20 protein-coding genes and 1 tRNA gene are annotated in these 22629 nt (G+C 64.7%); 6 read left to right on the top strand and 15 right to left on the bottom strand.

The window, feature by feature from the left end; genetic code table 11:
* The 5 genes from BI347_RS17610 to BI347_RS17590 are packed head-to-tail and all read right to left on the bottom strand — an operon-like array spanning position 1 to position 4296.
* The gene (locus BI347_RS17610) at positions 1 to 1287 is read right to left on the bottom strand and encodes a mechanosensitive ion channel family protein (RefSeq protein WP_083339016.1); all 1287 of its coding nucleotides are present in this window, start codon (positions 1285 to 1287) and stop codon (positions 1 to 3) included.
* Between the two features lie 52 nt (positions 1288 to 1339).
* Positions 1340 to 2032 carry a lipoprotein-releasing ABC transporter ATP-binding protein LolD gene (lolD, locus tag BI347_RS17605; protein WP_071116591.1) on the bottom strand — a complete coding sequence of 231 codons (693 nt, stop codon included), beginning with the start codon at positions 2030 to 2032 and terminating at the stop codon, positions 1340 to 1342.
* A complete protein-coding gene (locus BI347_RS17600) occupies positions 2025 to 3266 on the bottom strand; it encodes a lipoprotein-releasing ABC transporter permease subunit (RefSeq protein ID WP_204378094.1) in 1242 nt (413 codons plus the stop codon). The genes lolD and BI347_RS17600 overlap by 8 nt, the downstream gene beginning before the upstream one ends.
* Positions 3267 to 3276: 10 nt before the next feature.
* Positions 3277 to 3498, bottom strand: coding sequence for a hypothetical protein (locus tag BI347_RS17595; RefSeq protein ID WP_420837180.1), 222 nt, complete (start codon positions 3496 to 3498; stop codon positions 3277 to 3279).
* Positions 3499 to 3558: 60 nt separating this feature from the next.
* Positions 3559 to 4296 carry a C40 family peptidase gene (locus BI347_RS17590; protein ID WP_083339015.1) on the bottom strand — a complete coding sequence of 246 codons (738 nt, stop codon included), beginning with the start codon at positions 4294 to 4296 and terminating at the stop codon, positions 3559 to 3561.
* 123 nt (positions 4297 to 4419) lie between these two features.
* Between BI347_RS17590 and BI347_RS17585 the strand changes: the two genes are divergently transcribed.
* Together BI347_RS17585 and BI347_RS17580 are read left to right on the top strand one after the other, a co-directional pair.
* Complete coding sequence (locus BI347_RS17585; protein WP_239690944.1) at positions 4420 to 6039, top strand: ABC1 kinase family protein; 1620 nt, start codon at positions 4420 to 4422, stop codon at positions 6037 to 6039.
* Between the two features lie 107 nt (positions 6040 to 6146).
* The gene (locus BI347_RS17580) at positions 6147 to 7106 is read left to right on the top strand and encodes a hypothetical protein (protein ID WP_071116590.1); all 960 of its coding nucleotides are present in this window, start codon (positions 6147 to 6149) and stop codon (positions 7104 to 7106) included.
* Between the two features lie 6 nt (positions 7107 to 7112).
* On the opposite strand, the gene BI347_RS17575 is transcribed toward BI347_RS17580, so the two are convergent.
* Positions 7113 to 7904: a transporter substrate-binding domain-containing protein gene (locus BI347_RS17575; RefSeq protein ID WP_071114449.1), complete on the bottom strand. Its 792-nt coding sequence runs from the start codon at positions 7902 to 7904 to the stop codon at positions 7113 to 7115.
* 275 nt (positions 7905 to 8179) lie between these two features.
* Between BI347_RS17575 and BI347_RS17570 the strand changes: the two genes are divergently transcribed.
* Positions 8180 to 8530, top strand: a complete 351-nt coding sequence (locus tag BI347_RS17570; protein WP_071114450.1) for a DUF2325 domain-containing protein — start codon at positions 8180 to 8182, stop codon at positions 8528 to 8530.
* A 79-nt stretch (positions 8531 to 8609) separates the two neighbouring features.
* Here the strand turns inward: BI347_RS17570 and rlmF are convergent, their stop codons facing one another.
* From rlmF to hpnC, 9 genes are all read right to left on the bottom strand, one after another.
* The gene (rlmF, locus tag BI347_RS17565; protein WP_071116589.1) at positions 8610 to 9599 is read right to left on the bottom strand and encodes a 23S rRNA (adenine(1618)-N(6))-methyltransferase RlmF; all 990 of its coding nucleotides are present in this window, start codon (positions 9597 to 9599) and stop codon (positions 8610 to 8612) included.
* A 206-nt stretch (positions 9600 to 9805) separates the two neighbouring features.
* On the bottom strand, positions 9806 to 9985 hold the full coding sequence (locus BI347_RS17560; RefSeq protein WP_071114452.1) for a zf-HC2 domain-containing protein: 180 nt from the start codon (positions 9983 to 9985) through the stop codon (positions 9806 to 9808).
* On the bottom strand, positions 9982 to 10542 hold the full coding sequence (locus BI347_RS17555) for a sigma-70 family RNA polymerase sigma factor (RefSeq protein WP_071116588.1): 561 nt from the start codon (positions 10540 to 10542) through the stop codon (positions 9982 to 9984). Before BI347_RS17555 ends, BI347_RS17560 begins: the two co-directional genes overlap by 4 nt.
* A gap of 6 nt (positions 10543 to 10548) precedes the next feature.
* Positions 10549 to 11910: a DNA repair protein RadA gene (gene radA, locus BI347_RS17550; protein ID WP_071116587.1), complete on the bottom strand. Its 1362-nt coding sequence runs from the start codon at positions 11908 to 11910 to the stop codon at positions 10549 to 10551.
* 74 nt (positions 11911 to 11984) lie between these two features.
* Positions 11985 to 12554, bottom strand: coding sequence for a hypothetical protein (locus BI347_RS17545; protein WP_071112093.1), 570 nt, complete (start codon positions 12552 to 12554; stop codon positions 11985 to 11987).
* Positions 12555 to 12570: 16 nt separating this feature from the next.
* Entirely contained in the window at positions 12571 to 13326 is a 756-nt protein-coding gene (locus BI347_RS17540; RefSeq protein WP_071112094.1) for an SDR family oxidoreductase, read from the bottom strand.
* 2 nt (positions 13327 to 13328) lie between these two features.
* Positions 13329 to 14600, bottom strand: a complete 1272-nt coding sequence (hpnE, locus tag BI347_RS17535; protein ID WP_239690943.1) for a hydroxysqualene dehydroxylase HpnE — start codon at positions 14598 to 14600, stop codon at positions 13329 to 13331.
* A complete protein-coding gene (gene hpnD, locus BI347_RS17530; RefSeq protein ID WP_071116585.1) occupies positions 14597 to 15442 on the bottom strand; it encodes a presqualene diphosphate synthase HpnD in 846 nt (281 codons plus the stop codon). The genes hpnE and hpnD overlap by 4 nt, the downstream gene beginning before the upstream one ends.
* A gap of 70 nt (positions 15443 to 15512) precedes the next feature.
* Positions 15513 to 16325, bottom strand: coding sequence for a squalene synthase HpnC (gene hpnC / locus BI347_RS17525; RefSeq protein ID WP_071116584.1), 813 nt, complete (start codon positions 16323 to 16325; stop codon positions 15513 to 15515).
* 207 nt (positions 16326 to 16532) lie between these two features.
* Here hpnC and BI347_RS17520 point away from each other — a divergent pair.
* The 3 genes from BI347_RS17520 to BI347_RS17510 all read left to right on the top strand — a co-directional run bounded on the left by BI347_RS17520 (position 16533) and on the right by BI347_RS17510 (position 22625).
* Positions 16533 to 16608 (top strand) — tRNA-Ala (locus BI347_RS17520).
* 239 nt (positions 16609 to 16847) lie between these two features.
* Positions 16848 to 21683, top strand: coding sequence for a PAS domain-containing hybrid sensor histidine kinase/response regulator (locus BI347_RS17515; RefSeq protein ID WP_071116583.1), 4836 nt, complete (start codon positions 16848 to 16850; stop codon positions 21681 to 21683).
* Entirely contained in the window at positions 21684 to 22625 is a 942-nt protein-coding gene (locus BI347_RS17510; RefSeq protein ID WP_071116582.1) for a diguanylate cyclase domain-containing protein, read from the top strand. It begins immediately after the preceding gene.
* Positions 22626 to 22629: the final 4 nt, after the last annotated feature.

Here is a 22629-nt window from a genome sequence, read left to right as displayed (position 1 = left end):
TCAAACCTGCGCCGGCTTGTCGCCGACGATGCGCACTTCCCGCTGCGGGAAGGGGATTTCGATATTGTGCTGCTTGAACAGCCGCCAGATCGCCAGATTGATGTCCGACTTCAGGCCCATGAAGCCATTTTCCGGATCCGCCACCCAGAAGCCCAGCTCCAGATTGATGCCGCTGTCGGCAAACAGCGTGACGAAGGCGTTGGGGCCTGGATTCTTCAATACCCGCGGCTGGTCGGCCGCCTGCTTGAGCAGCGACAGCACCAGGTCCAGATCGGTGCCGTAGGCCACCTGCACTGGCAGGCTGGTCCACATGTTCTTGTCGGAATAGGACTGGTTGATCACCGTATTCGACATTAGCGCGTCGTTGGGAATCAGCGCTTCGGTACCGTCGGCGCCCTTCAGCACCACGTAGCGCGAGGTCATCTTGGTGACGTAGCCGACGCGGTTGTCCACCATCAGCCGGTCGCCGATGCGGATCGAGTGGTCGAGCAGAATGATGAAGCCGGAGACGAAATTGCTGGCGATCTTCTGCAAACCCAGACCCAGGCCGATGCCCACCGCGCCGCCGAACACCGACAGCACGGTGAGGTCTATGCCCATCACCGGCAGCGCCACCAGCACCGACGCCACCACCAGGCCGGTGCGGGTGAGCTTGGCGAACACGATGCGCAGATTGGGATCGAGGTGCTTGAGCTTCATGATGCGCGCCTCGAGCAGGCGGCTCGCCCACAGCGCCACCACCACGATCACCGTCACCCACAGCAAGCCGTTGATGATGGTGAGCAGGTCCAGCCTGGTCTTGCCGATGTGGAAGGAGATCGACTCCAGCCAATCCATCACCGCCACGTCGAAGCCTATGGTCCAGCTGACGAAGCCCAGCCAGAACGCCGAGGCCAGGAAGTGCTCGGTATTGCGCTCGAACTTGCCCTTGGGCAGCGCCTGGCGCACCACCGCGGTGCATAGCCGGATCACCGCCAGCCAGAACAGCAGCGCGCTGATGATGTGCAGCACCAGCATCGGCGCATGCTCGAAGCGGCTCCAGGCCAGGCTCACCAACACCACCAGCAACTGCGCCGACACCGGCAGCACCAGGCGAAAGCCGGTATAGGGCAGGAAGCGGTCGTAGCGCTCGGGGTGATGGGCGAACCAATGGATGAACAAGCGGCGCGCGATGGCGTAGGCGGCCACCACGCAGACGGCGCCCAGGCCCAGCTCGATCAGGCCGTTTTCGGTTTGCAGCGCGTCAAGCAGCGCGAAAAAATTCATTTCCTTGCGGATGAACAGCAATGTCCGACTCCTTCGTGTTTAACGGCAAACCGCCCCGTTGCCGGGGCGGTTTTCAGGCGCAAGCCGTTTCAGACCCAACCAGCCGGCCTTCGTTCAAGCGCAGCACCCGCTGGGTGCGCCCGGCAAGGTCCAGGTCGTGGGTGACGATGATCAGGCTAGTGCCCAGCGTCTGGTTCAGTTCCAGCATCAGTTCGAATACCTGGCGCGCGGTTTGGGCGTCCAGGTTGCCGGTGGGCTCGTCGGCCAGCAGGCAGGCCGGTTCGGTGACCAGCGCCCGCGCGATCGCCGCGCGCTGGCGCTCGCCGCCGGACAGCTCGCCCGGCTTGTGCTCTAGCCGCTTGCCCAGCCCCACCCGCTCCAGCATCGCCTCGGCGCGCTTGGCCGCCTCGCCGCGGTTCATCCGGCGGATCAGCAACGGCATCATCACGTTTTCCAGCGCCGAGAATTCCGGCAGCAGGTGATGGAACTGGTAGACGAAGCCCAGCGACTCGTTGCGCAGCTTGCCGCGCTCCTGTTCGGTCAGCTTGGAGAGGTCCTTGCCCAACACCTCCACCGTGCCGTGGCTGGGGCTGTCCAACCCGCCCAACAGATGCAGCAAGGTGCTCTTGCCGGAACCGGAGGCGCCGACGATGGCCAGGTGCTCGCCGCGGTCCACGTCCAGACTGACGTCGCTGAGCACGTCCAGCGCCAGCTTGCCCTCTTCATAGCGTTTGCCCAGCTGGCGGCAGCTCAATACCTTATTCATAGCGCAGCGCCTCCGCCGGTTGGGTGCGCGCCGCGCGCCAGCTGGGGTACAGCGTGGCGAACAGCGCCAGCAACAGGGAAATGATGGTGATGGTGGAAACATCGCCCCACTGCACGTCGGACGGCAGGTAGTCGATCATGTACACCTCGCTGGACAAGATCTTGCTGCCGATGATGCTTTCGATCACCGGCACGATCACGTCCAGATTCAGCGCGATCACCACCCCGCCGACGGCTCCGGCCAGCGTGCCCAGCACGCCGGCCACCGCGCCCTGGATCATGAAGATCTTCATGATGCTGCCCGGCGATGCGCCCAGCGTACGCAGGATGGCGATGTCGGCCTGCTTGTCGGTCACCACCATCACCAGCGTGGACACCAGATTGAACGCCGCCACCGCCACGATCAGCGTCAGGATGATGGTCATCATCCGCTTTTCTATCTGCACCGCGCGGAAGTAATTGGCATTGGTGTCGGTCCAGTCGGTAACCATCAACTGCGGCAGCTGCGGCCGCAAGTCGGCCTTCAGCTGCGGCGCCAGCATCGGATCGTCCAGCTTCAACCGGACGCCGCTGACGCTGTCGCCCATCCGTCCGAGCAGCTGCGCGTCGCGCAGATTGATCATCGCCAGCGAGGAGTCAAACTCGAACATGTCCACCTTGAACAGGCCGGTCACGGTGAACTGCTTGGAACGCGGAATCATGCCGGCCGGGGTGATGTTGCCCTGCGGCGTCATCAGCGTCACCTTGTCGCCGACGCCGACGCCCAGTTGGCGCGCCAGTTCCACCCCCAGCGCCATGCCGAAGCTGCCCGGTTTCAGCGCTTCCAGCCTGCCGGCCACCATGTGGCGGCCCACGTCCACCACCTTGTCCTCCAGCGCCGGCTCGATGCCGCGCACCAGACCGCCGCGCACATTGCCGTAGGCGACGAACAAGCCCTGGCTGTTGACGAAGGGCGCGGCCGCCAGCACGTGCGGCTGGCGCGAGAGCATGTCGCGCGCGCCCTGCCAGTTGGCCAGGCGGCCGTCGTAGCTGCTCACTTCCAGATGGGAAGCCACGCTGAGGATGCGGCCGCGGATTTCCTTCTGGAAACCGTTCATCACCGACAGCACGATGATCAGCGCCGCCACGCCCAGAGCGATGCCGACGATGGAAATCAAGGAAATAAAGGAAATGAATCCATTGCGGCGCTTGGCGCGCAGGTAACGCAGCCCGATAAAGGCTTCAAATGGCATCAAGACGGTTCTCTCATTCGGGACGGTAAGGGTTGTCCAGGTTCTGCATCATCGCCACCATGAAGTCGCGCACCTGCTTTTCGTCGCAGCCCATCAGCACCGCGTCCTCGAAGGCGTCCTGTGCCATCTGGGCGATCTCCTCCAGGTTTTCGCGCATCACCTTCAATTTCTCGACGCAGGCCACCACATTGCCGTCGGGGTCGCGCCACACCGGTATTTCCATATTCAATGCCATCGATCCAGTTCCTGAAAACACGATGCCCGCCAATGCGGGCATCGCTATCGGCCAGGCCGCTCAGTGCCTGCCCTTTTTCTTCTTGCCGCCTTTCGCCGCCTTGCCGCCGGTCTTGCCGCGGGCGGCTTCCGCCTTGCACTTCTTGTGGCCCTTGCGGCATTTCGCCTCGGCCGCGGGTGCGGACTTCTTTGCCGCGCTCTTTACGCTGATGTCATCCGAAGTATCCGCCGCCTGCCCGGCAGTGCTACGATTGACCCTGCGCGCGCCATTGAAACGCGCGCTCCAGTAGCCCTGCGACAGGTTGGACACCTCGATGTTCTTGCCGGTTCGCGGCGCGTGGATGAACTTGTTGTTGCCCATATAGATGCCGACATGGGAATAGCTGAAACCACGGGTATTGAAGAATACCAGGTCGCCCGGCACCAAGTCGGCGCGCCCCACCGACTTGCCCACCTTGGCCATTTCGGCGGCGGTGCGCGGCAGGTTCACCCGCAGCGACTTCTGGAACACATAGCGGATGAAACCGCTGCAGTCCAGGCCATCGTCAGGGGTATTGCCGCCAAAGCGGTAGGCGACGCCCAACAGGCTCATCGCTTGCAAAAGCAGATCGCCCACCGCATCCTCTTGGGGCGCGGCGTATTTGGATATGGGATCGTCCGGTTTGTCCGGCGCCGCGCTTTCTGTGGCGGCCTTCCCCTCGGCGGGGGCCTTGTCCGGTGTAGCCTTGTCTGGCGCGGCCTGGGCGAAAACCATGAAGCCCGCCAGCGCCAAAGCTGATAAGCGGAGTTGCAATTTCATAGGCCGCACTCTATCGGACGGGACCGGTAGTGTAAAGCCAGGCGGGACAGCGGAAAGCACATGATTCGGGAAACCTTGATTGCAATGCGGGACTTACCGCGACTAAGAGAAATCAGCGGAATTTTGATCCGTCATGGCCTGGGAGAGTTCGCGCAGCGGCTGAAATTGCCGCGCGCGGTGGAAAAGGCCGGCGAGTGGCTGAACCTGGGACTGCCGGACGGCGAATCCGGCCAGCCCACCGCGGTGCGGGTGCGGCAGGCCTTCGAGGAACTGGGCCCCACCTTCATCAAACTGGGGCAGATCCTGTCCACCCGGGTGGACGTGTTCCCGCCGGACTGGATAGACGAATTCGAAAAACTGCAGAACCAGGTGCCGCAGGTGCCCGCCGCCGCGGTGAAGAAGCTGATCCGCGACGCGCTGGGCGCCGAGCCGGACGCCTTGTTCGCCGAATTCGACATGCGGCCGATAGGCTCGGCCTCCATCGCCCAGGTGCACCGCGCGCGACTGCAGGACGGCCGCGAGGTGGCGGTCAAGCTGCGCCGCCCCGGCATCATGGACAAAGTGGAGGCGGACCTGCGCATCCTGGCGCACCTGGCCCACCTGCTGGAGCTGGAATTCCCCGAACTGCGCCGCTACCAGCCGTCCGGCATCGTCGCCCAGTTCTCGCGTTCGCTCAGGCGTGAGCTCGACCTGGCGATAGAAGCGCGCAATATGGAGCGCTTCGCCAAGGACTTCGCCGACGATCCGCACGTGGTGGTGCCCGGCGTGCACTGGACCTACACCAACGCCGCGGTCAATGTGCAGGACTTCATAGACGGCGTCGCCGCCAGCGAGCTCTCCCAGCTGGAATCCAGCGGGCTGGACCCGGTGCTGCTGGCGCAGCGCGGCGCCGACGCGGTATTGAAGATGATACTGGTCAACGGCTTCTTCCACGCCGACCCCCACCCGGGGAATGTATTCTTCCTGGCCGATCACCGCATCGCCTTCATCGACTTCGGCATGGTGGGCCGCATCAGCCATGTGCGGCGCGACGAGATCGTCGACCTCCTGTCGGCGGTGGCCGAGCACAACGAGCACGGCATCATCGACGTGCTGATCGAGTGGACCGGCAACACCCCGGTGGACATGCAGAAGTTCGCCGACGAAGTCAGCGAGTTCATGTTCCAGTACGAACACGTGCCGCTGAAGGGGCTGAACATCAGCCAGCTGATCGCCGACATCATGACGCTGATCCGCAACCACGGCATCGTGCTGCCGCCGGACATGGCGATGTTGTTCAAGGCGCTGATCACGCTGGAAGGCCTGGGCCGCCAGCTCAATCCCGATTTCCAGCTGGTGGCGCACATCACGCCCTTCGTCAAGGAGCTGATCGTCGCCCGCTACCATCCGGCGGCGCTGCTCAAGCGCGGCCGCCAGTCGCTGTCGGAGGGACTGGAGATGATCACCGGCCTGCCGCGCGACCTGGTGCGCATCGGCCGCGACATGCGCCACGGCAAGTTCCGCGTCAACCTGGACCTGCAGCGTCTGGACAACTTTGGCAAGCAGCTGGACCGCAGCAGCAACCGGCTGACCATGGGCATCGTCACCGGTTGCCTGATCATAGGCTCGTCCATCGTGATGACGGTCAACGCCGGCCCCAAGCTGTTCGGCCTGCCCCTCTTCGGTTTCGTCGGCTTCATGCTGGCGCTGTTCAACAGCGTGTGGCTGGTCTGGTCGATCTGGCGCTCGGGCAAGGACTTATAACCGCCGCAACGCCCTTTAAGACGGTTTGGCGATACGCAATCTCACCGATATCAAGTTGCCGCGCAGACAACCGATAGCGAAGTCTATGGACTCACCGGACTTGCGCCATGAGAATCGCCTCCGTCACCGAAAAGCTGAGCAGCAGCTTCAGCCAGACCCAGTCGCTGGACCTCAAGCAGAGCATCAGCGTTCGACAGCCGCCACTCATCCAAACCGTGCCCGACGACAACGTCCAGCTCAGCAGCGAGGGCCTGCAAAGCCTGCTTTCATCGGGGATGGGCATGGATGACGACGCGCTGTACAGCCTGCTCAAGGCCGTGCTGGAAAAAGCCTTCGGCATCCATATCCGGCTGTGGGACGGCCAGCAGCCCGGCAGCGCGATCGTTCCGGAGACATCGCCGCCGCAGGTGGACACACAGCAGAGCATGGATTACCAGCAGACGCAGCAGTTGGGTTTCGCCGCCAGCGGCCAAATCACCACCCAGGACGGCAGGCAGTTCCAGTTCTCGCTGAACGTCAGCATGCAGAGCCACTACCAGTACCACAGCGACTCCAGCAGCCAAAGCGGCGGCCACCCCACCGACCCGCTGATGGTCAGCCTGGGCGGAGACGCCGGCAGCTTCAGCGGCGCCACTGTCAGCTTCGACCTGCAAAACAACGGCCAGATGATCAACCTGCCCTTCTCCAGCGACGGCGGCTGGCTGGTGCTGGACAAGAACGGCAACGGCCAGATCGACAACGGCAGCGAGCTGTTCGGCCCGCAATCCGGCGACGGCTTCGCCGATCTGGCCAAGCTGGACAGCAACCACGATGGGGTAATCGACGAATCCGACCCGGCGTATGCGCAGCTGAAAATCTGGACCGGCCGCGTTGACGGCAAGGAGCAGCTGGAAACGCTGCAGCAGGCCCATATCGGCGCCATCCTGCTGCCCAGCGTCAGCACGCCGCTGACCATACGCAGCAGCGACGCCAGCGCCACCCCGCAGGCGCAGATGGAGCGCTCCGGGGTGTTTCTGCAAGACGACGGCCAGGCCGGCATGATCAGCCAGGTGGACGTATACAGTTGAACGCCGTCAGTCCGGCGGGCTGGTGATGTCGGCCTTGAACCATTTGCGCGACAGCGCCATCAGCGTGCCGTCGCGCCGCAGGCTGCCGATGGCACGGTTGACCGCCGACAACAGCTCGGGGCTGCCCTTGCGCATAGTCACGCAGGCATCCTCCCGCGCCAACATGCGGCCCGACGCCACCAGCTCGCCATGCGTGGTCAGCATCAGATTGAACGCCGCCAGCCGGTTGATCACGATGGCGTCCACCTCGCCGCGGCGCAGGCCGTCATACTTGACCAGGTCGTCGTGGTACAGATGGATGTGGGCCTGCGGCGCATTGGCGCGCAACCACTGCTCGTAATTGGTGCCGGCGCCGACGCCGACATGGGCGCCGGCCAGATCGGCGGCGCCGCGGAAGCGGGTCAGATCGGCCTTGCGCACCACCATCTGCAAGCCGGAATAGGTATAGGGTATGGAAAAGTCGAACTTGCGGCTGCGCTCGGTGGTGGCCACCACCTGATTGATCACCACATCCACCCGCCCGGCAGTCAGACTATCCAGCATATGGATCCAGCTTATGGTCTGAAACCGCGCCGCCACCCCGACCTGCGCGGCCAGCGCCCGGCCAAAATCCACTTCAAACCCCTGCAGTTGCCCGGCCGCCATCAGGCTGTAAGGCGGAAAAGTCCCCTCCAGGCCGATCTCCAGCTCTCCCTTGCGCTGAATGCGCGCCAACGCGTCTTCCGCGCCGGCCGGCGCGGCGGACGATAGCAGGCACAGCAACATCAGCAGGACTCGCAAGCACCACCCTGGTTTCATCGATCACCTCCCGCCACGCATCGTCCGTCGGCCTCGCTGGCCTTAAGGATGGTTCCGCAATGCCTTCAAGATAGGCCATCTCCGCCGGGATGGCTTCCCCGAACACGGCAACAAACCGCCAAGCCTTGCTGGGCAAGCTTTTGCCGCCAAGCGCGGGGAAAAACCGGCCGCGCGCCTGGCCCGCATGCGGCGCGCGTATGAACGGTGAAAAACGTAATTGACCAATTAAATGATAACGATTATCATTTACAAAATCCCACACAAGGAGCAGATCGATGAACGCCATGCTGGTCGGAGCCGACACTCTGGGCAACATCCCCGACGTGCTGCAGAACTACGGCATCACCATTCACCGCCATCTGAGCGGCCGCAACAGTTCGCACCAGCGCAAGGTGGACCGCCTGCCCGCCGGCACAGAACTGTTGATCCTGTTCACCGATTTTCTTGGCCACAACGTGATGCGCCACTTCCGCGAACTGGCGGCAGAGGAAAAAATCCGCTTCATCGCCTGTCGCCGTTCGGTCTGCTCGCTCAAGCAGTCTCTCACCGGCGCCGGCATGTGTGAGAACCCATGCGCCGGCTGCCCGCAGCGCGCCAGCGAAAAGGCCGGCAAACGCAAGCGCTAGCCGGCCGACGGCAAAGCTTTTCTCTAAGCTCTACCTTTTGTAGATTTGACGAGCCGGCCAACGCCGGCTCTTTTTTATCTCAGCCGCCCGCCAGCATCACCGACGGCGGCAGCCAGCGGCGCTGGCGCCAGTCGTTCTGCTGCTGCCGGTCCATGAAGGTCCACGCCACCAAACGGCTCTGCTTCTGGCCTTGCGCCATCGGGGTGGTCCTGCTGTACGTCACGCTGGCCTGCTTCAACGCGCGGTTGATCGCCGTCAGGCTGGCGGACTTGGACACCAGACTGGTGAACCAGTACACCCGGCCGGCCAACGCCACGCTCTCCTCCACCATCTGGCAGACAAAAGCCTCCTCGCCGCCCGCGCACCACAATTCGCGGTTCTGGCCGCCGAAATTGAGCTTTGGCGAACGCTTGCCGCTATCTTTCCCCAAGTTTTGCCACTTGCGGCGCGCTGCGGCGTCAGCCTCGGCCTGCGAGGCATGGAACGGCGGATTGCACAGCGTCAAGTCGAAGCACTCGTCGGCGTCCAGCACATGGCGGAAAATCGCTTTGGACGAAATCTGCCGCCGCAACTCGATATGCGCCGCCATGTCAGGATTGGCCGCCAATATCGCCTGCGCATTCTGCATGGCCTCATCGCTGACTTCGGTGCCGACAAAATCCCAGCCATACTCGGCATGGCCGATCAAAGGATAGACCGCGTTGGCCCCGACGCCGACGTCCAGCGCGCGGATGCCGGCTCCATGCGGAATGCCGGTCTTGTGCCCCAGCGCCAACAGATCGGCCAAGGCGTGGATGTAATCGGCGCGGCCCGGAATCGGCGGACACAGGTAGCCGGCCGGAATGTCCCAGTCGTTGATGTTGTAGAACAGTTTGAGCAGCGCACGGTTCAAGGCTTTTACCGCCGCCGGATTGGCAAAGTTGACCGACTCGTCGCCAAAGGCGTTCTTGCCGACATAGTTCGCCAACCCAGGGCTGGCCGCAATCAGCGCGGCAAAGTCGTAGCGCCCCTGATGGCGGTTGCGCGGGTGCAATTGGGCGGCAGACGTGACAGGCGGCTTGGCGGACATGGGAACTCCTGGAGCGATGATGCGGGCCGGGCCGACGCGATGCGGCCCGATAAAAGGCGACACTATACCCAAGTTAGCCGATGGCGGCGCGCACACAGCGGGGCAGCCGGGCTGCGCCGCGCCGTTTGCCAGACCGCAAACCGATGCAAATGGCGGGCAATAAAAAAACCGGCCGCCGCCGGTTTTTGCCATTCAAGCGCATCCGCTCACTCGCCCAGCCCCGCCCGGCGCGCCGCCTGCTGCAACAGAGCCAACTGCTGCGAAAACTGACGGCAGTTGCCGCACAGCAACAGGTGCATCCGCAGTTTCAGATGCTCCGCGGTGCTCAATGGCCGATCCAAGCCGGCGGAAATCAGCCGGCTGGCCGCGCGGCAACTCAACTTCATAGCTCGCCCTCCCGGCTCCAGCGTATGGAAAAACATTCGCGCAGGCTCATCCGCGCGCGGTACAGCAGCACCGAACAGTTGGTCGCGGTGATCTCCAGATTGTTACAGATGTCGGCGATTTCCATCCCCATCACCTCGCGCATCACGAATACCATCGCGGTGCGCTTGGGCATCACCTTCGAACACTGCTCGAACACCTGCCAGAACTGCTGGGAGATCAACTGCGACTCCGGCCCGCTCCAGGCCTTCAGCGGCTCGCGCCAATGGCCGTCCTGGCTGAACAGGCCGTCGAAATCGCCATCGTCCGCCTCGTCCTCCAGCGATTCGAACAGCTTTTCGCGCCCCTTGCGACGCATGCCGTCTATCAACTTGAAACGCAGAATGGAGGTCAGCCAGGTGCGCAGCGTGGATTTGCCGGAAAAATTATCCTGCGACTCCAGCGCCGCCAGCAGCGTTTCCTGCACCGCCTCCTCGGCCGCGTCGCGCTCGCGCAGCTGCGCCAGCGCGTAACGCAGCAGGTAGGGCCGCTCCTGTTCTATCAGTTGGGCGTCTATCATCCCGGTCTACTCCCTGCAGAATTCCACCGCCTGGTCCAGGCGGTCCACCGCCAGTACCTTCAGGCCTTCTATCTCCTGGCGCGGCTTGTTGGCGCTGGGCACGATGGCGCGGGTAAAGCCCAGCTTGGCGGCTTCCTTCAGCCGCTCCTGGCCGCGCGTCACCGGCCGCACTTCGCCGGCCAGCCCCACTTCGCCGAATACCACCAGTTTTTCCGGCAAGGGCTTGTCGCGCAACGACGACACCATCGCCAGGATGATGGCGAGGTCGGCCGCCGGCTCTATGATCTTCACCCCGCCCACCGCGTTGAGGAACACGTCCTGGTCGAAGCAGGCGACGCCGCCATGGCGATGCAGCACCGCCAGCAGCATGGAAAGCCGGTTTTGCTCCAGGCCCACCGCCAGCCGCTTGGGCTGGCCGCCGTGGCAGTCGTCCACCAGCGCCTGGATCTCCACCAGCAAGGGCCGAGTGCCCTCCTGCGTCACCAGCACGCAGGAACCGGCCACATCGTCGCGGTAGGACGACAGGAAGATGGCGGACGGATTGGACACGCCCTTCAGGCCGCGGTCGGTCATCGCGAACACGCCCAGCTCGTTGACTGCGCCGAAGCGGTTCTTGATCGCGCGTATCATCCGGTAGCTGGAGTGCGAATCACCCTCGAAATACAGCACGGTGTCCACCATGTGCTCCAGCACGCGCGGGCCGGCCAGCGAACCATCCTTGGTGACGTGGCCAACCAGCAGCACGGTGATGCCGCTCTGCTTGGCCATTCGCGTCAGCTGCGCCGCGCATTCGCGCACCTGCGACACCGAACCCGGCGCCGAAGTCACCTGCTCGGTATACAGCGTCTGAATGGAGTCGATCACCACCACTTCCGGCAGATCGGTCTTGAGCGTGGCCAGGATGTTTTCTATGCAGATTTCCGCCAGCAGGTTGACGCTGCCGGTATCCAACGCCAGCCGCGAGGCTCGCAGCGCGATCTGCTGCGCCGATTCCTCGCCCGACACGTACAGCACCTTGCGGCGCTGACCGATGACAGACAAGGCCTGCAGCAGCAGCGTGGACTTGCCAATGCCGGGATCGCCGCCGATCAGCACCACCGCGCCGCGCACGATGCCACCGCCCAGCACTCGGTCCAGCTCGTCGATGCCGGACGGGTCGCGCGGGGTTTCCTCGGTCTGCACCTCAGACAGCTTCTGCACCTTGGTGACATTGGCCGCCCAGGATTGAAAGCGCGGGCTGGCCGCGGCCGGCGCGGACACCGCCTCGGTCAGGGTATTCCAGGCATTGCAATGCGGACATTGGCCCTGCCATTTGGGCGTCTGTCCGCCACACTCGGTGCAGCTGAATACGGTTTTGGTTTTGGCCATCGAAGAATCAGGGCGAGGAGAAATGGATCAAGGCGGGAAGGATAGCAGGAGAGGAACGGGCTGCCCAACCGGATTCAACTCGGCGCGCGGCCGGGATCGGACTTGTTCAAGTCCTTGATGATGTTGAGCAGCCGCTTCTGGTCCGGCTCGCTCTTGCTTCCGCCCTGCGGGCGGCGGGCAGAACCGCCTGCGCCGCTGGCGGTGCTCGGGCCGCCGTTGCGTATCGCCGCCAGCACGGCTTCCACCTGCGGATCGTTCTTGGCCGCGCGGTCGGCCTCCTCGCTGGTAAGCGGCTTGGTTTGATTGTCGTCGCTTTTGCCCATCGAGGCGCTGGCGGAGCGGTCGCCGCCATTGCCCGCCCCGCCCGACATCGCCGCGCTGGAACCGCTCGGCTTCTCGGGCGGCGGCGCCATGGTTTCCAGCTTGTTCTTGGCCATGTATTCGTTCATCTCGCGCCAGCCCGCATAGATGGACGCCTTGTCGGCCTCGGGATTGCGCAGATAGCACTCCTCCAGCGAACGACCGGTCTGACGGCAGGCCGCGCCCACCGCTTTGTCGGAATCCTTGGTCAATCCGGAAACCGTGCCCACCCAGTTGCAGCCGGCCAGGGCCAGCAGCGTCGTCAGCAAAACCAGTGTTCTCATCTCGTTCCCGCCCTGTTCATGGTTGCGGCTTGCGCAGGTCCAGCTCCAGCACCTCGCCGCTGCGGCCGCGGCTGTCGCCGCCCAGCCAGTACAGCAGGTGCGGCATCAGATCGGCCAGGTCGCCACGCTCGCTCTTGGCCTCGCCCGGATGGGTGCGGTTGCGCTGCGGCGAATTCACCGGTCCCGGCGTCAGCAGGTTGACGCGCAGATTGGGATGCATGTCCCACTCGCTGGCCGCCACCGCCGTCAGATACGGCAAACCGGCGTTGGAGGCGCCGAAACCGCCCCAGTAGGCCGCCGGATGCAGGCCGTGGCTCTCGCCGACAAACAACACCGATGCGTCCGGCGCGTCCTTCAACAGCGGCAGGCAGGCGCGGGTCAGCGCAAAAGGAGCCACGGTATTGATGCGGTACTGGTTCATCCATTCTTCTATGGTCTGATTCGACAGCGGCGACAAGGCGTAGAAATGCGAGGCGCAGTGCAGGATGCCGTCCAGCCGGCCAAATTCGCGCTTGATGGTCAGCGCCAGATTGTTGAATTCGTTCTCGCCGGCGTTCAGCAGGTCCAGCGGCACCGCCGCCGGCTCCGGCGCGCCGGCGGCCACCACTTCATCGTAGACCTTCTCCAGCCCCTTGACGCTGCGCGAGAGCAACACCACGGCGGCGCCGTGGCGGGCAAACGCCAACGCCGCCTCGCGGCCTATGCCCTGGGAAGCCCCGGTAACCAGGATCACGCGCCCGGCCAGGGCGTCTTTGGCGAATTCTGTTTTCATCGTTATGGTTCCATCCTTAAATCCTGCATCACCGCGGCCGCCGCGGCCACCCCGCTGCGCACCGCCCCTTCCAGCGTGGCCGGATAATCGGGACACACCCAGTCTCCGGCCAGGTAAACCCTGCCCCCGGCGTCGCGCACCGCTGGCCGCTTCAGGCCGACGACACTGGCGAAAGTTGCGCGCTTCTCCACGATCACCTTGCTCGCCAGCGGCGCCGGCAGATGCGGCGCCAGCCGGCGCAGATCATCCAGCGCGCCGCGCACCAGCGCGTCGCTCGACGGCAACGACTGCGGCGCGCTGATCACCGCCGCCACCAGGCCGGACTCTCCGGCCAGGGCCTCGCGGTCGAACAGCCAGTCGACCATGCCGCCCCTCACGCCCATCATCGGCGCAGGCAGCTGCGGCGCAACGGTGAAACGCAGGTAGACGGTGACAATCGGCCAGTACTGGTAGCCCTGCAACTGCGCACTCAAACATGGACCGTCCAGCAAGATGGCCGCATGGTAAGGCGCCGCCGCCAGCACCACGGCATCGTATTCCTCGCCGTCCACCAGCACGCTGTCCGGCTCCCGCGCCAGTTGGCTCACCCGTCGGCCGACGCGCAGGTCGGCGCCTTGCGCCGCCAGCCAGCGCCAGGCCGGGTCGGGAAACAGCGCCGACAGATCGCTGGCCGGCAACAGCAGGTCGCTGGCCTCGCGGCTGGCGCCCAGGCTGTCGCGCAGCACCGTCGCCAGCACCTGCATCGACGCCAGCTCCGGCGGCGTATTCAGCGCCGACAGCACCAACGGCCGCCAGAACTCGCGCACCACCTCGGCCTGCTGCCCCTGGCCGCCAAGCCAATCGGCCACGGAGCAATCCCCGGACAAGCGATAGGATGCCGCTTGCAGATTGCGCAACGCCCGCGCCAATTGCCATTTGGCCTGCCAGCTCAGTCCGCGCGCGGTCAGCAAGCCCGCCGCCAGATGCAGCGGTGCCGGCCAGCGCGGGCATTGCATCCTCACCCCGCCCTCGCGCCACCATTGCAGCGGCCGGCGCAGCAGCAGCGTCTCCGGCGGCGCGCCCACGCGGCGCATCAGGCGCAAGCATTCTGCATAAGCGCCCAACAGAATGTGCTGACCATTGTCAAACCTGTCGCCATTCCTGCCGCCGCAGCGGGCGCGCCCGCCGGGCTCCCGGCCGGCCTCCAGCACGGTGAGATCGGCCTTGCCGGCCAATTCCACCGCCGCAGCCAGGCCGGCCCAACCGGCACCCACCACCGCCACCCGGGGTTTCACGGCCGGTAGCCGAAGGTCCAGGTTTTCCATGCCAGCCACAGCTTGCGGCCGGTTCCCAGCGACAAGCGCTGGTTGAGCACCTTGGCCGCGCCGTCCTGCTGGATTTCCCGCAGCGTGGCGCGGTAGATCGCCGCCATCAACAGGCCCGGCCGCTGCGATTTGCGGTCCACCGCCGGCAACAGTTGCCACGCCTTGCGGTAATGCTCCTCGGCGCGCTCTATCTGGAAAGCCATCAACTGTTTGAACGCGTCGCTTTCCTCGTAATGCAGGATGTCCATCGCCGGGCAGTTGAAACGCTGCAGCTCCTCCATCGGCAGGTAGATGCGGTCGCGGCGGGCGTCCTCGCCCACGTCGCGGATGATGTTGGTCAGCTGGAAAGCCACCCCCAGTTCATGCGCATACTCCAGCGTGCGCTCGTCGCGGTAGCCGAAGATGCGCGCCGCCAACTGACCCACCACCCCGGCCACCCGGTGGCAATACAGCTGCAAATCCTGGAAGCGCTGGTAGCGCACCATGGAAAGGTCCATCTCCATGCCGTCGATGATTTCCTCCAACTGCTGCTGCGGCAGCTGGAAGGCGGCCAGATGGGGCAGCAGCGCGCGCATCACCGGATGATCGGCCTCCCCGCGGTAAGCCCTCCCCACCTGGCCGCGCCACCAGGCCAGCTTGGCCTGGGCCACGCTCAGGTCGTGGCACTCGTCCACCGCGTCGTCCACCTCGCGGCAGAAAGCGTACAGGGCGGTGATGGCGCGCCGCCGCTCCATCGGCAGGAAGCGGAAGCTGTAATAAAAACTGGAACCACTGGCCGCGGCCTTGTCCTCGCAATACTGATCGGGCGTCACGCGCCTCTCCTATGCTGCAGCCGGAGCGCCTGCGCGCGCCGGCAAGATTCCCATCGCGGGCTTGCCCTGCTCATCTGGCCCGGCAAGCCCGCCACATCATATATATCCAGTCGCCGCTGTTGAGCTGCGGCCGCTGTTTGAACACATCGCCGCCCGAGGCGTGCAGCTTCTTCAGGATGCGCTCGCCGCCCAAAATGATCAGCCGAAGCTCCAGCCCCAACCGGCCTTGCAGGATGCGGCCCAGCGGCGCGCCGGCCTGCAGCATCTTGCGGGCGCGCTCCACCTGGTACAGCATCATGCTCCGCCAGGCGCCATCGCAATGGCCCGCCGCGATCTGCGCCTCGTCCAGCCGGAAACGGGCCAGATCCTCCTGCGGCAGGTAGACGCGGCCTTTTTGCCAATCCACCGCCACATCCTGCCAGAAGTTGATCAATTGCAGAGCGGTGCAGATGCCGTCCGACTGCGCCAGGCAGCGGACATCGTCAACGCCGTACAGCGCCAGCATCAGCCGCCCCACCGGATTGGCCGAGCGGCGGCAATAGTCCACCAACTCGGCAAAAGTCTGATAGCGGGTCTTGACCACATCCTGGCGGAAAGCCGACAGCAGATCGTGAAACGGCTGAAACGGCAGCCCATGCGCGGCGATGGCCGCCGCCAGCGGCCGCATCAGCTCAATCTGCGGCACCTCGCCCGCCTCGATTCGCGCCAGGTCCGCCGCCAGCCTGTCCAGTTCGGCCAGCCGGGCGGCGGCGTCGGCATCGCCCTCGTCGGCCACGTCGTCGGCGTAGCGGGCAAAATGGTAGATCGCATGCACCGCGCGCCGCATCCGGCGCGGCAGCAGCAGCGAGCCTACCGGGAAGTTCTCGTAATGACCAACCGACATCGGCATCTTCCTGCATCTTCAGGCCGCCGATTATAACCGAGCCCCCGCCCCGCCACATCGTCCTGTCGGCTGACAATGCCATGAGCGGATGTCCTGAAGCATGCCAATCGCCGCCGGGGAAAAAATTTCCGCTTTTTATCGACACAAGTATTTACAAGATAAATCAATATCAATATACTGCGCAGCACTGTGAACGCAGCGTCACGCGGGGGTATAGCTCAGTTGGGAGAGCGCTTGCATGGCATGCAAGAGGTCAGCGGTTCGATCCCGCTTACCTCCACCAAGACCGCTTCACGGATCCGGATGCTCCATATGCAGTAATGGCAGCAAACCGGGAAACAAAGCCCGCATCCGCGGGCTTTTTTCATTTCAGCACCCAATCTCCCCCATAGCCCAGGCCTCAAGACCGGCTCCTCGCCGGCAAATCATGACTATGATCAAGAGGCTGAATGGCCATCAGCCGCCGCCACTCTGCCGGCCACACCATCCGGTAGCCCAACACACCATCCGTCGAAGCGAGCCATGATGCGCAAGATCAAGCTTTCTTCCCCCGCTGCCTGGGCCATCGGCACACTGGCAATCGGGCTGCTGCTCACCGTCCTGACCGCCTGGCAGCTATCCGTCCGCAACGCGGAAACCCTGCGGAACGCGACATCCCAGAGCGCCAGGCACGCGCTGTCGTCGATCGCTCAACGCATCGAACTCTACCAATACGGCCTGCGCGGCGCCCGCGGCGCCGTGATCACCGCCGGCGAACACGGTATCAGCCGCGAGCTGTTCCACCGCTACAGCCTCAGCCGCGACATCGCCCGCGAATTCCCAGGCGCCCGCGGCTTCGGCTTCATCCGCCGCGTAGCCGATGCCGAACTGCCCGCCTTCATCGCCGCCGCGCGCCAAACCGGCGATCCCGGCTTCGCGCTGCGTCAGCTCCAGCCCTTTCGCGGCGAGCACGCCATCGTCCAGTTCATCGAGCCGGAAAATCGCAACAGCCGGGCCATAGGCCTGGACATCGCCTCCGACCCCGAACGCCGCCGTACCGCCATGACCGCACTGCGCACCGGCGACATCCAGTTGACCGAACCCATCCTCCTGCAGCAGGGGGCACAACAACCGCAGCAAGGCTTTCTGATGCTGCTGCCGACCTACCGCAGCCACAACACGCCAGACAAGGAAAGCGCCCGCCTGACGGAAGGCTTCGGCTGGAGCTACGCGTCGCTGATCATCTCGGAGGCGCTGGGCAGCCTGAACCTCGACCGCGACAAAAGCCAAATCGCACTGAGCGACGTGACCGACCCCGCGCACCCCATCGCCTTCTTCACATCCGGCAAACCCTTGCCCAACGCGCAAGTCGTGGCTCGCGAAACGCTGCGCCATCCGCTGTTCGGCCGGACGTGGCAGATCGGCTTTTCCGCCTATCCGCCCTTCGAGGCCGAGCTAAACCTTCCATCGGTCGGCATGATCAGCCTGGCAGGCGCGCTGCTGAGCCTGATCAGCGCCGCCCTGGCCCACGCCTGGCGCGCCAACGCCCGCTCGCAGCACCGGCTGATCAGCGCTCAGGAAGATCTGGCCGCCATCGTCGACAGCTCGACCGACGCCATCATCGGCAAAACCCTGAACGGGGAAGTCGTCAGCTGGAACAAGGGCGCGCAGGAGATATTCGGCTATAGCGCCGGCGAAGCCATCGGCCGCCCGCTGCCGCAATTGATCGTTCCGCAGGACAGGCAGACTGAGGAAACGGAAATCCTGGCCCGCGTCAGCAAGGGGGAGCGAATTTCCCACTTGCAAACCGTCTGGCAGCGCAAGGACGGCAGGCTGGTCGACGTGTCGGTATCGGTATCGCCGATATACGACGACGCCAGCAAGGTGATAGGGGTATCCAAGACAGTGCGCGACATTACCCACCAGAAAGTGATGGAAGGCCAGTTGCTGGCATTGAACTCGATGGCGGAACGCACGCAGGCACTGGAGAAGGCTCAACACGATCTGCGCACCATACTGGACGCCGTGCCCTCGATGATAGGCTACTGGGACCGCGAGCTGATCAACCGCGTCGCCAATCACGCCTACCACGTCTGGTTCGGCAAGCCGCCGGGAACCCTGCCCGGCACCAGGATGCAAGACCTGCTTTCCGCGGAAGCCTTCGAAGTCAGCCTCCCCCATCTGGAAGCGACACTGCGCGGCGAAGCCCAGCAGTTCGAGCGCACCATCCCCAACCCGGACGGCCAGTTCCGCCACACGCTGGTCCATTACCTGCCGGACATGGTCGACGGCGCGGTGTGCGGCTTCTACACCGTGGTCCATGATGTCTCCGAACTGGTGGACAGCCGCACCCGGCTTGCCGCCGCCCTGCGCGAGAACCAGGTGCTGCTGAGCAGCATCAACGAGCAGTTGCTGTACTCGGCCACCGACGCCGACGGCCGCATCGTCGACGCCAACGAGGCGTTCTGCGCGGCATGCGGCTATTCCAGGGAGGAGTTGACCGGCCAGGATCACCGCATCCTGCAATCCGGCATCCACGACCGCGCCTTTTGGCAAACGATGTGGGAAACCCTGCGCCAGGGCCAGGCATGGCATGGAGAAATCTGCAACCAGGCCAAAGACGGCAGCCTGCGTTGGTCCGACACCGTGATCGCCCCGCTGCCGGACCATGACGGCGCCATCGAGCGCATCGTCGCCCTGCGCATCGACACCACCCGCCGCAAGCTGGTAGACGAGGAAATCAACCGGCTGAGCCTGCTGCTGTCGAATGTGCTGCGCGCCGCATCCGAAGTCTCCATCATCGCCACCGACGCCCACGGCCTGATCACCGTGTTCAACACCGGCGCCGAACGGATGCTGGGCTATGACCAGCAGGAAGTGGTCGGCCTGCACACGCCGGCCATTTTCCATCTGGCAGAGGAGATGGAACAGCGCAGCCAGCAGCTGAGCCGGCAATACGGCATGCCGATCACCGGCTTCCGGTCATTCGTCCACGAGCCCGAAACGCTGGGCTCGGAAACCCGCGAATGGACCTATGTTCGCAAGGACGGCGGCCATATCGCCGTCTCGCTGGTGGTCACCGCCATACATGACGGCAATGGCGCGATCGGCGGCTATGTCGGCATCGCCACCGACATCACCGAGCGCCGCCGCTTCGAAACCCAAATGGTGCAGGCCAGGCAGCAGGCGGAGCAGGCCAGCATGGCCAAGAGCCAGTTCCTGGCCAATATGAGCCACGAAATCCGCACGCCGATGAACGCCGTGCTGGGTCTGCTGCAGCTGCTGCTGCACACCCAGCTGGACTACCGCCAGCAGGACTACGTCGACAAGATTCAGACTGCGGCGAAATCGCTGCTGGGCATACTCAACGACATTCTGGACTTCTCCAAGATCGAGGCCGGCAAACTGCAGCTGGACCTGCACCCGTTCCCGCTGGACGAGCTGCTGCGCGACCTGGGCGTGATCCTATCGGGCAACCACGGCGAAAAGGACGTGGAGGCGATTTTCGAGATCGACCCCAGCCTGCCGACCGCCGTGGTCGGCGACCGGCTGCGGCTGCAGCAGATATTGATCAACCTGGCAGGCAATGCGATGAAGTTCACCGAGCAGGGCCAGGTGATCGTCAGCGTCTCGTCCCCGGCGCGGGACGATGCCAAGGCCACCCTGCATTTCGCGGTCACCGACACCGGCATCGGCATCAGCCCGGAACAGTTGGAGCGCATCTTCGACGGCTTCACCCAGGCGGAGGCCTGCACCGCACGGCGCTTCGGCGGCACCGGCCTGGGCCTGGTGATCTGCCAGCGCCTGGTGCGCATGATGGGCGGGCATCTGCGCGCCAGCAGCGAACCCGGCCACGGCAGCCGCTTCTGGTTCGACATCACGCTGGACATCGCCGACCAGGCGCCGGTGTCCGCCGCGCCCGGCCAGGAAAAACTGCATGTCCTGGCTGTGGACGACAATCCGCTGACAGGAGAAATCCTGACTCAAACCATCGCCGCGGCGGGCTGGAGCGCGGATTATGCCGGCAGCGGTGTCCAGGCCATCCAGGCGGCGCAGGACGCCATGGCGCGCGGCGCCCCTTACGACGCGGTGCTGATGGACTGGCGGATGCCCGACATGGACGGCGTCAGCGCCGCGGCGGCGATACGCGACGCCACCCGCGGCGGCAAACCGCCGGCAGTGATCATGGTCACCGCCTTCGGCCGCGAGGTGCTATCCGAAATCGCCGACCTGCAAGACACTCCGTTCTCGGACTTTCTCACCAAACCGCTCACCCCGCAGCAACTGATAGACGCGGTCCATCGCGCGATTCACCATCAAAATCCGCGCCCACCGGCCGGGCCGGTCAAACCCGCGCGAAAACTGGCCGGCATGAAATTGCTGCTGGTGGAGGACAATGCCCTCAACCGACAGATAGCGGCCGAACTGTGCCGCGCCGAAGGCGCCGAAATCGTGCTGGCGGAAGGCGGGCTGGAGGGCGTGAATATCGCCACCCGCCCCGACGCCGACTTCGACGTGATCATCATGGACATGCAGATGCCGGATATCGACGGCCTGGAGGCCACCCGGCGAATCCGGGCCAGCCGGTTCGGCAACGCCACCCCTATCCTGGCCATGACCGCCAACGCCACCGTCGCCGATCGCGACGCCTGCTTGGAGGCGGGAATGAACGACCACATCGGCAAGCCGATCGACATGAACGAAGTGGTGCCGCGGCTATTGGCGCTGGCGGGAACCCCCGAAGCCGCGCCCCCCCCGGCGATCGCGCCGCCGGAGGACGCCGCAGGACAAGACATCGAACCCGAAGAACAGGTGCTATCGCGCCTCGGCCAGCGGATGGAGGTGCTGCAGAGCGCGCTGGCCAATTTTCAACCGGAAGCCAACCGCCTGACCTCCATCCTGAAACGCAATGCGGAAAGCGGCGCCGCCTCCCGGATGGCGGCGCCGCTGCACGCGCTCAGAGGCATAGCAGCCACGGTGGGAGCCACGACGCTGGCCCGCTACGCTTCGCGGCTGGAGCAGTATGCCCAGTCGTCGGCCACGCAGCCTTTCGACGCCGGACTCTGGCTCAATGCCGCCAACACCCTGCACCAGCTGGTGACCGAAAGCGTCGACAAACTGAGCGCGCGCATGCCACCACCGGCCAGCGCGGCGCCCTCCCCGCCGCTGTCGCCGGCCGAGTGGCGCGCCCAGCTGCGGGCAATGCTGCCGCTGCTGGAAAGCGGCAATCTGGATGCGATCGATCATGCCGCCGCTTTACTCTCGCTATCGGAAGACAAGGTCAAGCCGCAATTGCATGATCTGGTGGAGCAGGTCAGGCGGCTGCAATTCGCGCCCGCCGCACAGATCATCAAGACCTTGATGGAAAGCGAGCCGTAAATGAATCAGCCCCCTGCTGATCACCACGACAAGCTGTCAGAACGGCCCAAGATCCTGGTCGTCGACGATCAGAGCGTCAACATCCTGCTGGTGCGCGAGATCTTCAAGCACGACTACGGGGTATTCATGGCGCAGGACGGCGAACAGGCCATCGCCCAATGCCAGGCGGTGATGCCCGACCTGGTGCTGCTCGACCTGGTCATGCCCGGCATGGATGGCTTCGAAGTGTGCCGGCGGCTGAAGGCGGACGCCCGCACCCGCGCCATCCCCATCATCTTCGTATCGGCGCAGCGCGAAGAGGCCGACGAGGTTCGCGGCTTCGAGCTGGGCGCCGTCGACTACATCACCAAACCCGTCAACCAGACCATACTGCGCGCCAGGGTGCGCACCCACCTGGAACTGAAACGCCAGACCGATCTGCTCAGCACCATCGCCCTGATCGACGGCCTGACCGGCATCGCCAACCGGCGCAAATTCGACCAGGACCTGCAGGTAGACTGGCTGCAATGCGCCCGCAACCAGCAGCCGATCTCGCTGCTGATGCTGGACGTCGACTATTTCAAGCGCTTCAACGACCACTACGGCCACCAGGTCGGCGACGACTGCCTGCGCCAGGTGGCCCAGGCGATCAGGCAGTCGATCCGCCGGACGATAGACTTGGCGGCCCGCTACGGCGGCGAGGAGTTCGCCTGCGTGTTTCCCGACACCGACGCCAACGGCGCCGCCTACCTGGCGCAGAATATCCTGAGCGCCATTCGCGGCCTCGCCATCCCCCATACCGCCTCGGAGGCTGACAGCGTCGTCACCGTCAGCATAGGCATAGCCACCGCCATGGCCCGCCCCAGCGACTCGCCGCAGGCGCTGGTGGAAAATGCCGACCGCCAGCTGTACGAAGCCAAGCGCGGCGGCCGGGCCAGAATCTGCGCGGCCGAGCTGGAGTAGCCGC

The sequence above is a fragment of the Chromobacterium sphagni genome (assembly GCF_001855575.1).
Classification (GTDB): Bacteria; Pseudomonadota; Gammaproteobacteria; order Burkholderiales; family Chromobacteriaceae; genus Chromobacterium; species Chromobacterium sphagni.
This window is presented reverse-complemented; position numbering and strand designations above follow the sequence as displayed.